This is a genomic window from Streptomyces sp. NPDC052079 (assembly GCF_040680275.1).
In the GTDB taxonomy this organism is placed as follows: Bacteria; Actinomycetota; Actinomycetes; order Streptomycetales; family Streptomycetaceae; genus Streptomyces.
Window position 1 is genome coordinate 44198 of sequence record NZ_JBFAWL010000003.1, and the last position, 12863, is coordinate 57060.

The 12863-nt window shown below is 71.2% G+C and carries 10 protein-coding genes and 1 pseudogene; 7 read left to right on the forward strand and 4 right to left on the reverse strand.

The features are described from left to right. The first annotated feature begins 15 nt into the window (after positions 1–15). The 3 genes from AB0L56_RS07540 (at position 16) to AB0L56_RS07550 (ending at position 2973) form a co-directional block, all read left to right on the forward strand. On the forward strand, positions 16–588 hold the full coding sequence (locus AB0L56_RS07540; protein ID WP_361033146.1) for a hypothetical protein: 573 nt from the start codon (positions 16–18) through the stop codon (positions 586–588). Further along, positions 557–1858 (forward strand): ABC transporter substrate-binding protein, encoded by a 1302-nt coding sequence (locus AB0L56_RS07545; RefSeq protein ID WP_365420057.1) that lies wholly within the window; start codon positions 557–559, stop codon positions 1856–1858. The genes AB0L56_RS07540 and AB0L56_RS07545 overlap by 32 nt, the downstream gene beginning before the upstream one ends. 74 nt (positions 1859–1932) lie before the next feature. Next, positions 1933–2973, forward strand: a complete 1041-nt coding sequence (locus AB0L56_RS07550; RefSeq protein ID WP_365420059.1) for a YafY family protein — start codon at positions 1933–1935, stop codon at positions 2971–2973. On the opposite strand, the pseudogene ctaD reads toward AB0L56_RS07550, so the two are convergent. Continuing rightward, positions 2864–4549 (reverse strand): annotated as a pseudogene (gene ctaD, locus AB0L56_RS07555) (cytochrome c oxidase subunit I); the annotation flags it as partial. The gene AB0L56_RS07550 and the pseudogene ctaD sit on opposite strands and share 110 nt — an antisense overlap. A gap of 417 nt (positions 4550–4966) precedes the next feature. On the opposite strand from ctaD, the gene AB0L56_RS07560 reads away from it, so the two are divergent. Beyond that, entirely contained in the window at positions 4967–5182 is a 216-nt protein-coding gene (locus AB0L56_RS07560; protein ID WP_361032862.1) for an I78 family peptidase inhibitor, read from the forward strand. A 10-nt stretch (positions 5183–5192) separates the two neighbouring features. Here AB0L56_RS07560 and AB0L56_RS07565 read toward each other — a convergent pair whose 3' ends face one another. Both AB0L56_RS07565 and AB0L56_RS07570 read right to left on the reverse strand, forming a co-directional pair. Further along, on the reverse strand, positions 5193–6191 hold the full coding sequence (locus AB0L56_RS07565; protein ID WP_361032864.1) for a phosphatase PAP2 family protein: 999 nt from the start codon (positions 6189–6191) through the stop codon (positions 5193–5195). A 235-nt stretch (positions 6192–6426) separates the two neighbouring features. After that, positions 6427–7722 carry a mannosyltransferase family protein gene (locus AB0L56_RS07570; RefSeq protein WP_365420063.1) on the reverse strand — a complete coding sequence of 432 codons (1296 nt, stop codon included), beginning with the start codon at positions 7720–7722 and terminating at the stop codon, positions 6427–6429. A gap of 269 nt (positions 7723–7991) precedes the next feature. Between AB0L56_RS07570 and AB0L56_RS07575 the strand changes: the two genes are divergently transcribed. Together AB0L56_RS07575 and AB0L56_RS07580 are read left to right on the forward strand one after the other, a co-directional pair. Next, entirely contained in the window at positions 7992–9593 is a 1602-nt protein-coding gene (locus AB0L56_RS07575; protein WP_361032870.1) for an MFS transporter, read from the forward strand. A 146-nt stretch (positions 9594–9739) separates the two neighbouring features. Continuing rightward, on the forward strand, positions 9740–10930 hold the full coding sequence (locus tag AB0L56_RS07580) for an acyl-CoA dehydrogenase family protein (RefSeq protein ID WP_365420066.1): 1191 nt from the start codon (positions 9740–9742) through the stop codon (positions 10928–10930). 52 nt (positions 10931–10982) lie between these two features. Here AB0L56_RS07580 and AB0L56_RS07585 read toward each other — a convergent pair whose 3' ends face one another. After that, entirely contained in the window at positions 10983–11420 is a 438-nt protein-coding gene (locus tag AB0L56_RS07585) for a cell division protein SepF (RefSeq protein WP_361032876.1), read from the reverse strand. A 290-nt stretch (positions 11421–11710) separates the two neighbouring features. Between AB0L56_RS07585 and AB0L56_RS07590 the strand changes: the two genes are divergently transcribed. Then, the gene (locus tag AB0L56_RS07590; RefSeq protein ID WP_361032879.1) at positions 11711–12862 is read left to right on the forward strand and encodes a DUF5685 family protein; all 1152 of its coding nucleotides are present in this window, start codon (positions 11711–11713) and stop codon (positions 12860–12862) included. Position 12863 lies beyond the last annotated feature (1 nt).

Sequence of the window (12863 nt, forward strand, 5' to 3'; positions counted from 1 at the left end):
CGATTGGTGAGCCAGATGGTTCTCGGCAGCGATCTCACGCGGGGGAACGCGAAGAGGGGACGTGGCCCACGGACGGCGGGGCGGGGCACGGCGATCACCGCCGCCCTGGTGCTGGTCCTCGGGCCGGTCCTCGCGGCATGCGGCGACGACGGCGGGGGCGGCGAGAGCCCGTCCCCGACGACTCCGGCGGAGCGTACGACGAGTGCACCGGCCAGCGCGCCCGCGGACCGCGCGGCGGCTGAGCAGGAGATCCGGCAGAACTGGGAGAAGTTCTTCAGCCCGGAGACCTCCCTGGAGGAGAAGAAGAACCTCCTGGAGAACGGCGACGTGTTGAGTCCCGTCCTCGAGGCGTTCAGCGGTGACGAACGGATCCGGCAGGTGCAGGCGCAGGTCACCGATATCGCGTTCACCTCGCCGACCGAGGCGGACGTGTCCTTCGCCCTGACCCTGAGGGGCGCCACCGCCCTCCCGGACGCCTCCGGAACCGCCGTCGAGCAGGACGGCATCTGGAAGGTGTCCGCGAAGTCCCTGTGCGCTCTGGTGCGACTGAGCGGCGATGGCTCGACGCCGAACGTCCCGGGGTGCTAGCGCACTCGCCGCGGCGCTGCTGCTGGCCCTGACCGCGGCGTGCGGCAGCCGGTTGCCGGAGAGCGACTTCGGGGGCGGGGACCGCCGCCCGCCCGCCGCCACCCGGGACACGGGCGAGCCCGTCCGGGTCGGCATCATCACCAGCGCCACCAGCCCGGTCGGCGGCAGCGCCTTCACCGGCCCGCGCGACGGCGCACGGGCCTGGTTCGAGCGGCTCAACGCGCGCGGCGGCATCGACGGCCGCCGCGTCGAGGTGCGGCTGTGCGACGACGGCGGCAGCGGCGTCGGCAACAACGAGTGCGTGCACAGGCTGCTCGACGAGGAGAAGGTCGTCGCCCTGGTGGCCACCACCGCCCTGGACTACGCGGGCGCCTCCCGGGTCTCCCGCGCGGGCGCGCCCGACATCGGCGGCCAGCCCATCGGGACCGCCTACGACACCTACCCGCACCTCTACAGCATCTACGGCAGCAACGCCCCCAGGAACGGCACCCCCGGCTGGGACGGCACGCTGTACGGCGGCACCGAGGTCTACCGCTACTTCAAGCGCGAGCACGGCGCCCGCACCGCCGCCGTCGTCTCCTACAACCAGTCCGCGTCCGCCGCCTACGCCCGTCTCGTCGAACGGGGCCTCAAGACCGAGGGGTACGAGGTGGTCACCGAACAGGTCGACTTCGCGCTGCCCAACTTCCGCGCGGTGGCCGCCGATCTGAAGGAACAAGGGGCCGACCTGGTCTTCGACGCCATCGACGCCCATGGCAACGCCCGCCTCTGCGAGGCCATGGACGACGTCGGCGCACAGGTCACCGCCAAGGTGACCAACGTGCAGAACTGGACGTCCACCGTCGCCGAGGACTACAAGGACGCCCCGCGCTGCCGCAACGCCCTGTGGGCGACCGGCTCCAGCCGCAACTACGAGGACACCGGCCACGCCGCCGTACGGGCGTTCCGCGACGCCACCGAGCACCTGAGGACGCACTCCCAGTGGCAGCTGGAGGGGTGGGCCGCCGCCCGCTGGTTCACCGGCGCGGCGACATCCTGCGCCCGCACCGGCATCACGCGCGCGTGCGTCGACGCCTACGTCAACCGTGCCGACGGCTACACCGCGGGCGGACTGCTGCTCCCTGTCTCGTTCACCCCGTCCCCCGAGCCTCCGAAGACCAGCAGGACCTGCCTGTCCGTGGCCCGCTGGCGCGACGGAGAGGGCTGGGTCACCCAGGGCGACATGAACCGCACCTGCTTCCGGGTGCCGCAACTCGCCTACAAGCCCTGATTTCCCGTCCCGCTGCCCCTCTTCCGACACCTTCAGGACAGAACCTGTCCGCGAGGCCTGGCAGACTCCCCGCCATGGTGGAGACCTCGGCACGTCTGCTGCGTCTGCTGTCCCTGCTCCAGGCCCACCGCGAGTGGTCCGGCGCCGATCTGGCCGTACGACTCGGGGTCAGTGCCCGCACCGTGCGCCGGGATGTCGACCGGCTGCGCGAGCTCGGCTACCCCGTCAACGCCAGCCCGGGCACCGGCGGTGGCTACCAACTGGGCGCGGGCGCGGAACTGCCGCCGCTGCTGCTGGACGACGAGGAGGCCGTGGCCGTCGCCGTCGGGCTGCGCACCGCCGCCGGACAGGGCGTCGAGGGCATCGGCGAGACCTCCGTACGGGCCCTCGCCAAGCTGGAACAAGTACTGCCGAACCGGCTGCGCCGCCGCGTGGGCGCCCTGAACGCCTTCACCGTGCCGATGCTGCGCGGCCCCCGCGCGGACGCCGTCGACCCGGCCGTGCTGACCGAGCTGGCCAACCTCTGCCGGGACGCCGAGAGGCTGCGCTTCGAGTACCGGGGGCACGACGGCACGCCCACCCGCCGCACCGTCGAACCGCACCGCCTGGTGTGCTCCGAGCGCCGCTGGTACCTGGTCGCCTGGGACCTCGACCGCGAGGACTGGCGCACCTTCCGCGCGGACCGCATCACGCCCAGGCCGCCGCACGGGCCGCGCTTCGTCCCGCGCGAGCCGCCCGCCGACGACCTCGCCGCCTATGTCTCCCGGGGCGTCTCCACCCGCGCGTACGCCACACACGCCGTGATCCGCCTGCTGGTGCCGCTGGAGGAGGCCGCCGAGCGGATCTCACCCTCGACGGGGACGCTCGAGGCGGAGGGCCCGGACAGCTGCCTGCTGCGGACCGGGGCCGCGAGCCTGGACGTCATGGTCATCCATGTGATGCTGCTGGGCTTCGACTTCGAGGTGCTGGAACCGGTCGAGCTGGTCGACGCGGTCAGGGCTGCTCACGACCGGCTTGCTCGCTCTTTGGCTCGGGCTGGGACGTCAGGGCCGCGTACTCGGGATGGTGCAGGTCGAACGCCGGCGACTCCGAACGGACCCGGGGCAGGGTCGTGAAATTGTGCCGCGGCGGCGGACAGGAGGTCGCCCACTCCAGCGAGCGGCCGTAGCCCCAGGGGTCGTCGACCTCGACCTTCGTGCCGTACTTGGCGGTCCTCCAGACGTTGTAGAGGAACGGCAGCGTGGACAGGCCGAGCAGGAAGGAGCCGATGGTCGAGACGGTGTTGAGCGCGGTGAAGCCATCGGCCGCCAGATAGTCCGCGTAGCGGCGCGGCATGCCCTCGGCGCCCAGCCAGTGCTGCACCAGGAACGTGGTGTGGAAACCGATGAACAGGGTCCAGAACTGGATCTTGCCGAGCCGTTCGTCGAGCATCTTCCCGGTGAACTTGGGCCACCAGAAGTAGAACCCCGCGAAGGTCGCGAAGACGACCGTGCCGAAGACGACGTAGTGGAAGTGCGCCACCACGAAGTACGAGTCCGTCACATGGAAGTCCAGCGGCGGCGACGCCAGCAGCACCCCGGTCAGCCCGCCGAACAGGAACGACACCAGGAACCCGATGGCCCACAGCATGGGTGTCTCGAAGGACAGCGAGCCCTTGATCATGGTGCCGGTCCAGTTGAAGAACTTCACGCCCGTCGGCACCGCGATCAGGAAGCTCATGAAGGAGAAGAACGGCAGCAGCACCGCGCCCGTGGCGAACATATGGTGCGCCCACACCACGACCGACAGGCCGGTGATGGCCATGGTGGCGCCCACCAGCGTCAGATAGCCGAACAGCGGCTTGCGGCTGAAGACCGGAATGATCTCCGTGACGATGCCGAAGAACGGCAGCGCGATGATGTAGACCTCGGGATGGCCGAAGAACCAGAACAGGTGCTGCCAGAGAAGCGCCCCGCCGTGGGGGGCCTCGAAGACCTGGGAGCCGAACCGCCGGTCCGCCTCCAGCACCAGCAGCGCCGCCGCGAGCACCGGGAACGCCAGCAGGATCAGAATCGACGTGAACAGCGTGTTCCAGGTGAACAGCGGCATCCGGAACATCGTCATCCCGGGGGCGCGCATTCCGATGATCGTCGTGATGAAGTTGACCGCGCCGAGGATCGTGCCGAAGCCGGCCAGCGCGAGCCCCATGATCCACAGGTCGGGGCCGAGGCCGGGGGAGTACCGCATGCTGTTCAGCGGCGCGTAGGCGAACCAGCCGTAGGCGGCCGGCCCCCCGGTCACCACCAGCGATCCGAGCACGATCAGCCCGCCGAAGAGGAACAGCCAGTACGAGAACATGTTGAGCCGCGGGAAGGCCACATCGGGCGCGCCGATCTGCAGCGGCATGAGTTCGTTGGCGAATCCCGCGAAGCTGGGCGTCGCGAACAGCAGCAGCATGATCGTGCCGTGCATCGTGAACAGCTGGTTGAACTGCTGGTTGTCGACGATCTGTAATCCCGGCCGGGCCAGCTCGGCGCGCATCAGCAGCGCCATGACGCCGGCGATCAGGAAGAACACGAACGATGTGATCAGGTACAGATGACCGATCTTCTTGTGATCGGTCGTGGTCAGCCAGTCGATCATCACCCGCCCGAGCCGCTCCCGGCGCGGACGCGCCGGCTGCTCCGTCGCCCGAATGGTCTGCGTCCCCATCGCTCGCCCCTTCGCTCGTCGCGCGCCGGGCCCGCCGGAGCACGCCACATGTACTCCGGGCCCACGCCATGATGCTCGCCTCCTCACGCACTGCGACAGAGGGCGTGCGGATCAGTCATGAGGACGAGTGCCTTTTGTGTGCACAGGTTTCCGTTGTCATACGCGGCGGAGAAAAGGGAGGGGATCCCGGGAGCGCTTCCCCCGGCACTTTCCGCCGGGGTTTATGGCGAAGGCGGTGTGACACGCGGGAATTACGTTCGAATACCTCGGAAGGCGTACCGGACCGCCCATACGGGTGAAGGTCTTCGGGATGAACGTCTGTCGTGATCCTGTGACACAAGTGTGACCGCCGGCGGACGGTCCCCGCGTTCCCGGTGCGGACTTCCCCGGTCACGGGCCAGGGCATAGCGTGGCGGTATGGCATCCATTCCGACACCCCCCGCGGAACCCGACGACAGCCCGGACGCCTATGTCGGCCTCGCCGCCGACCGGGCCGAGCACCTCGCGCGTGAGCGCGGCTGGTCGACGGTGCGGGCGCTGGCTCCGGGGACGATCATCACCATGGAGTACCGCGTGGGCCGGCTGAACTTCGAGGTGAAGGACGGCCGGGTGGCCCGGGCCTGGAAGGGCTGAGCCCCGGCCGTCAGGGACGGGTCGCCGACGTCGTACCGCGCGGGTGACGCTCCGGGTGCGGCGGGCGGCGGCTGCCCGCCGGGGTGACCGGAGAGCGCTCCGCGCGGGAGGTGTGCGGGCCGGGCGCCAGATACGCCGGCGACCGGGACGGACGGCCCGCGCCGACCGGCTCGGGAGTCTGGTCCGGGCGGTCGGTGAGCGGCTCGAGCACGACGGGCCGCCCGACCGGACCCGCCGACGCGATACGGCTTCTGCGGGCCCGCCAGCGGTCGCGCAGGCCGAGGAGACGGGCCTCGGCGCGCGCGATCACCGGCTCGAACCAGGGCAGCGCGAGCAGGATCAGCAGGCCCGCCGCCCATCCGAGGACGACGTCGCTCAGCCAGTGCGTGCCGATGTAGACGGTGGACAGCCCCACGCCGAGCGAGGTCACCGCGGACAGGGCGGACAGCCAGCGGCGCGCTCTCGGGGTGGAGGCCAGATAGGCCAGGATCCCCCAGGTCACCACGGCGTTCGCGGTGTGGCCGCTGGGAAATATATCGCCGCCGAGCCACATCTCGTTCGAGCCGATCTCGGTCGCGTAGTGCGGTCCGAGGCGCCCCATGCCGTACTTCGCGGCACCCACGGTGACGTTGAGCAGCAGCAGGGAGACGCCCAGAGCGAGCAGCGGGCGCAACGTGTGCTGCCGCCAGGACCGCCAGCCCAGCCAGGCCGCGACCATCACGGCGGTCGGGCCGCGCTGGCCGAGCACCACGTAGTAGTCGACGAAGGCGTGGATCTCCGGCCACTGCTGGTAGGGGCGGAAGAACATCACCTGCCAGTCCAGCCGGACCAGCCAGGAGGTGATCACTACGGCCCACACGATCGCCACATAGAAGGCCAGGGTGGCCCCGAAGAGCACCATCCGGTGCCGGCTCATTCGCGGCATGCCGATGTGAGCCGGTCGTTCCGGCTCTCGGTCCAGCCTCGCGAACACCCGGTCCAGACGGGTGTGGTTCCGTTCGGTACGCACCCAATCGACGTTACAGCGAGTGAGCGCGGAACCCTGACGAATCAGCGTCTTTGTGATGACGATGTGATGTGGGATTCCTCTCAGATAGAATCTTTATTTCCGACGAATCCGGTCCGTGGCCTTCAATTTCTTCGACCGTTCGGGGCGGCAATTTTTTCCCGCTTTTGAATTCGTTCACCGGGGCCTGGTGGCAGAATTCAGCCGCCGCCCATCGGCCGCCCGGGCGGGCCGGGGATCAAGGCGGGCCCGAGCCGTTCAGCCAGAAGGCGCCGTACACCGCCGAGGCCACCGCGACGGCTCCCACCACCAGTGCCGGCCGGGGCGCGCGCTGCCGGGCCAGGGCCCGGGCGAGCGGCAGCAGCAGGGGGAACGCGGGCAGCAGCAGTCGGGGCTTGGAGCCGAAATAGCTCGACGCGCACAGGGCGAGCGCGGTGACGACACCGCTGTACACGAGCAGGGGGAGCGGCTGCCGCTGCCGTACGCCGACCGCGTACAGCCACACCACCAGGCAGACCCCGAGGACCAGTCCGAGCCCCGCCAGGGCGGACGGGTACGACGTGAACTTGGCGGCGACGAAGCGGGCGAAGGCGTAGCCGCCGTCGAACCCGTTCCGCCACCCGGCCTGCACGTCGAGATATCCCAGCGGACCCTGACCGGTCCGGTGCCCCACCCACAGAACGTAACCGGCGGCTCCCAGGGGCGCGAGCAGCATGCCGAGGATCCGGCGCGGGCGCACGCCCAGGGCGCCTGGGGTGCGGGGCGCGCCGTCCGAGGTGCGTATGCGCGGCGCGGCCGAGGACGGACCGGCGCTCTCACCGGCCCGCGCGCCGTCCGGCGCAACCGCGCTCCCACTCCGCACGAAGGAGGTGTCCCCGCGCCCGGAGCCGGCGCGTTCCCGCAGGAAGGACACGACGGCCGCCGCCCACACCGCCGCGACCACCGCGAGCCCCACCGGCCGGGTCAGCCCCGCCAGGCACGCCAGAAGGCCCGCCGTCACCCACCGGCCCGTCAGCACGGCGTACAGCGACCACGCGGCGAGCGCGGTGAACAGGGACTCGCTGTACGCCATCGACTGCACGATCCCGACCGGCAGCACCGCCCACAGCAGCACCGCGTACACCCCGGCACGCCGCCCGTACACATGGTCCGCCACGGCGAAGACGCCCCCTGCGGCGGCGAGCGAGGCGAGCACCGCGACGAGGAACCCCCCGTCGGCGTACGACAGCGGCGACACCGCCGCCACCAGCCGCTCCAGCCACGGCAGCAGGGGGAAGAACGCCAGGTTGGAGTGCACGTCGCCGCCCGGCAGCCGCACCTCGTAGCCGTATCCCAGCTCGGCGACCCGCGTGTACCAGAGCGCGTCCCAGCGGGCGGTCAGCAGCGTGTACGCGCTCTTGCCGCGCGCCTCGCTCCACAGGAACAGCACCACCAGGCCCAGGGCGCGCACGGCGGCGTACCCGAGGAGCGCCGGTGCGGCCCGGCGCAGTGCTCCGGGGCGGGCCGGTACGGCGCGTGTCTCGAGAACGTTCACGGGCCCGATTATCGACCCGGTCCGGAACCGGCCCCGCCCCCCGCAGCGTGTGAACCGGACGAGGGGAGTGGTGTACGCCACACCGATCCGCCGGAGCTGTGAGAGGTCCGCCACGCGACCTCCGCGTCCGCTGGCGTACTCTGACGTGTCACTCGCCGTTCGTTGCGCGGGCCGGAGACAGACACCGCTCCTCTCCGGCCGAGTCGCGGGGGAGTCCCCCACCCCGTGAGCCCGCCGAGCGCGAGGGAACATCTGGGAGGTACGTGTACATGTCCGGGACGACCACGGCCGCCGCCGCGCTGCGCCGTCGGGCGGCCGGGGCCGGTGCCAACCGCTGGGTGGTGCTTGTCGTCCTCTGCGTCAGCCTGCTGCTGGTCGCCGTCGACGCCACTGTGCTGCACGTGGCGGTCCCCGCCGTCACCGAGGACCTCAGGCCCGGCGCGGTGGAACTGCTCTGGATCGTTGACGCCTACCCCTTGGTCTGCGCCTCGCTGCTGATCCTCTTCGGCACCCTGGGCGACCGGGTCGGCCGCAGACGTGTGCTCCTCCTCGGCTACGCCCTGTTCGGCGTCGCCTCCGGCATGGCGGCCCTCGCGGACAACGCCCAGGTGCTGATCGTGGCGCGGGCGCTGCTCGGCGTCGGCGGCGCCATGATCATGCCGGCCACCCTGTCGATTCTGCGCCAGGTCTTCCCGGACCGGCGTGAACGGGCACTCGCCATCGGTCTGTGGAGCGCGGTCGCCGCGGTGGGCGCCGCGCTCGGGCCCCTGCTCGGCGGCTTCCTGCTGGAGCACTTCTGGTGGGGCTCGGTGTTCCTGGTCAACATCCCGCTGATGCTGGTCAGCCTGCCGGTGGGGCGGATCCTGCTGCCGGAGTCCAAGGGCGACGGCAACGGCCCCTGGGACGTGGCCGGCGCGCTGATGGCCGCCGCCGGACTCTTCGCGCTGGTCCTCGGGGTGAAGCGGCTCGGCGGCGGGGCATCCGTCACCGGCATGTGGACGGTGCTGCCGCTGATCTTGGGCGCCGGACTCCTCACCGCCTTCGTGCGCCGGCAGCGGCGCCGGGCGCATCCGCTGGTCGACCTGCGGATGTTCGCCCGTCCGGCGTTCGGCACGTCCGTGGGCTGCATCGTGCTGGCGATGCTCGCCCTGGTGGGTCTGGAACTGATCGCGGCGCAGTACCTCCAGCTCGTCCTGGGCCTCTCCCCGCTGGAGACCGGGCTGCGCCTGCTGCCGCTGACGATCGCGGCGATGGCGGCCGGGCTGGCGGGCGCGCGCATGCTGCGCCGGTTCGGCCCGCGCCGCATGGTCTGCGCGGGCTTCTGTCTGACGGCCGGCGCGGTGGTGCTGCTGACCGCGATGGGCGGGCACGACAACGCCCCGCTGCTGCTCACCGGCTTCGTCCTGCTCGGCTTCGGCCTGGAGACCACGCTGTTCGGCGCGTACGAGTCGATGCTCAGCGAGGCGCCGCCGGAACAGGCCGGCGGGGCGGCGGCGATCGGCGAGACCTCGTACCAGCTGGGCGCCGGGATAGGGATCGCGCTCCTCGGCACCGTCATGAACGCGGCCTACGCGCCCGGCGTCGCCGGTGTGCCCGGGGTGCCGGCTGATTCCTCCTCGGCGGCGGCGCATTCCCTGGGGGAGGCGTACAAGGTGGCGGCGCAGCTCGGCGGGCCCACGGGGGACGCGCTGCGGCACGCGGCGCGCCACTCCTTCGTGCACGGGCTGCATGTGACCCTGCTGGTGAGTGCGGGGCTGCTGCTGCTCGGGGCGGTGATGGCACTGCGGCTGCCGCGGGCGATGCAGTGCGAGGCGGCGGCCGTGGAGGTGCCCGCGCCGCGGGCAACGGTGGAGTCCCGTGTCTCGGTCTGACCCGGTTTGATCTCCTGTCCTTCCCGGGCGCGGTCCCTCCCGCGCATCCGAGCCCTGCAGGGTGGACGTGCGGGAGACTGCGGCGTAGCGTCGGCCCGGAGTCGAGACTAGCGGTGCTAGTTTTACCGTCCCTGGAGGGTGCCCCCATGTCCGCGTCCGCGAAGTTGCCTCCCTTCGACCCCGCCGACCCCCTCGGCCTCGACGATCTGCTCGAACCCGAGGACCTGGCGATCCGCGACACGGTGCGCGGCTGGGCGGCGGACCGCGTCCTGCCGTACGTCGCCGACTGGTACGAGAAGGGCGAGCTGCCCGGCATCCGGGAGCTGGCTCGGGAGCTCGGCGGGATCGGCGCGCTCGGCATGTCCCTCGACGGGTACGGGTGCGCGGGGGCGAGTGCCGTGCAGTACGGGCTGGCCTGTCTGGAACTGGAGGCGGCCGACTCCGGGATCCGCTCCCTGGTCTCCGTGCAGGGCTCGCTCGCCATGTACGCCATCCACCGCTTCGGCAGCGAGGAGCAGAAGCAGCGGTGGCTGCCCCGGATGGCCTCCGGCGAGGTCATCGGCTGCTTCGGCCTCACCGAGCCCGACATCGGCTCCGACCCCGGCTCGATGCGCACGTACGCCAAGCGTGACGGTGGGGACTGGGTGCTCAACGGGCGCAAGATGTGGATCACCAACGGCTCCGTGGCCGGTGTCGCCGTGGTGTGGGCGCGGACCGACGAGGGGATCCGCGGCTTCGCCGTGCCCACCGACAGCGCCGGCTTCTCGGCGCCCGAGATCAAGCACAAGTGGTCCCTGCGCGCCTCCGTCACCAGCGAACTGGTCATGGACGACGTACGGCTGCCCGCCGACGCCGTACTGCCGGAGGTGACCGGGCTCAAGGGGCCGCTGAGCTGTCTGTCGCACGCCCGGTACGGGATCGTCTGGGGCGCGATGGGCGCCGCGCGGAGCTCGTTCGAGGCGGCCGTCGACTACGCGACGTCGCGGGAGCAGTTCGGGCGGCCCATCGGCGGGTTCCAGCTGACCCAGGCCAAGCTCGCCGACATGGCGGTCGAACTGCACAAGGGGATTCTGCTCGCCCATCATCTGGGGCGGCGCATGGACGCCGGCCGCCTGCGTCCCGAGCAGGTCAGCTTCGGCAAGCTCAACAACGTCCGCGAGGCCATCGACATCTGCCGTACGGCCCGTACGATCCTCGGGGCCAACGGGATCTCGCTCGAATACCCGGTGATGCGGCACGCGACGAACCTGGAATCGGTGCTCACCTATGAGGGCACCGTCGAAATGCACCAGCTCGTGCTGGGCAAGGCGCTCACCGGAATCGACGCGTTCCGGTAGACCCGGCCGCGGAGGACCTCACACTGAGGCAGGGCCGGCGAGCGGCCCTGCCTCAGCTCTGGTTGAAGAAGCCGTCCGAACGGTGCGCGGCCGGCTCACCGCTGACCACCTCGGTGTCGGCCGGGCTGAGCAGGAACACCCGGTTGGACACCCGCTCGATGGAACCGCGCAGACCGAAGATCAGGCCCGCGGCGAAGTCGACGACGCGCTTGGCGTCACCGGCGTCCATCGCCGTGAGGTTCATGATGACCGGAACGCCCTCGCGGAACAGCTCGCCGATCGCGCGGGCGTCCCGGAAGCTGTCCGGGGTGACCGTGCCGATGCGGCGGCCCTTCTCCTCGGCGACGTCCGCGGCCACCTTGACGCGCGGATCGGTGACCCAGGCCTCCCCGGACTCGGGCCCGTCGGAGTAGTCGTCGTCGTAGTAACGCTCGTCTTCGTTGTCGTCGACGAGGCCAAGCCAGGCACTCGCCTTGCGTACCGATCCCATGGACGCCTCCTCTCACAGCGGTCTTTCTGCTTTCCGCATCCCTATGGTCGTCCATGATGCGGATGGCGCGCCAAGTGGATAGTCGCCGCGCGGGGGGTTTGTGACGGTACTGGTGCACGGCCAATCCGTCGAGAGTCCGGGTTTCCCAAGGGTCTTGAGGTAAACGGCTGCTGACTGTGAGTGAAATATGATTCTTCCCCGCGTCCGGGTGATGAGGGGTGCGTACGGGTGAACGCCGTGGCCGATACGATGCGGCCGCTCAGCGTCGTACAACTGCATGGGGGAGCGTCGTGTTCGGAATGGTCAGGCCGTGTCGGCACCGGCTCGGGGAGAAGCTCACCGCCCAGTGGATGGCTCATTTGTGCGGGCTGTGTCTGGCGTTGCGCGGAGATCACGGACAGCTCGCGCGCATCGTCACCAATTACGACGGGCTTCTGATATCCGTTCTGACGGAGGCTCAGTCCGGCCCCGCCGCAGCGGGACGGCGCACCGCGGGACCCTGTCCGCTGCGCGGCATGCGCACCGCGTCCGTCGCGCACGGTGAGGGCGCGCGGCTCGCGGCGGCCGTCTCCCTGGTCCTCGCCTCCGCCAAGGTGCGCGACCATGTCGCCGACGGGGACGGGCTGCTGGCGCGCGGGCCGGTCGCGCTCGCCGCGCGCCGGGTGGCCGCGAGCTGGGACCGGGCCGGGGCGCGGACCGGTACGGACATCGGGTTCGACACGGCCGTCCTCCTCGACGCCGTGGACCGGCAGACCGGCGTCGAGACGCTCGCCGGGCCCGGCACCCCGATCCTCACGGTCACCGAGCCGACCGAGACCGCGACCGCGGCGGCCTTCGCGCACACCGCGGTGCTCGCCGGGCGGCCGCACAACGCGGGGCCCCTCGCCGAGGCCGGGGCGCTCTTCGGGCGCCTCGCGCATCTGCTGGACGCGGTGGAGGACCGGGAGGCCGACGCCGCCTCGGGCGCCTGGAACCCGCTCACCGCCACGGGCACCCCGCTCGAGGAGGCCCGTCGGCTCGCGGACGACGCGGTGCACGGCATCCGGCTCGCCCTGCGGGAAGTGGAGTTCACCGACGGCCGTCTCGCGCACCGACTGCTCGTCCATGAACTGCCCAACTCCGTCCATCGTGCCTTCGGTACGGTCTCCTGTGCCCACGCCGGCGGTCCCTACGCCCCTCCCGGCGGACCCGGCGCCCCGCTGCCTCCCGAGCCGCCGCGCCGCGACCGGCGCGGGCTGGTCGCCGGCTGCGCGGTCTGGCTGGGACTCGCCTGCACCTGCCAGTTGTGCTGCGGCAGTTACGAGGACCCCTGGACCCGCGAGCACAAGGAGGGGTGCTGCACCACCTGCGACTCCAGCGGATGCTGCGACTGCGGTGAGTGCTGCAACTGCTGCCGGTGCTGCGGTGAGGACGGCGGCTGCGACTGCGGGTGCGACTGCTGAA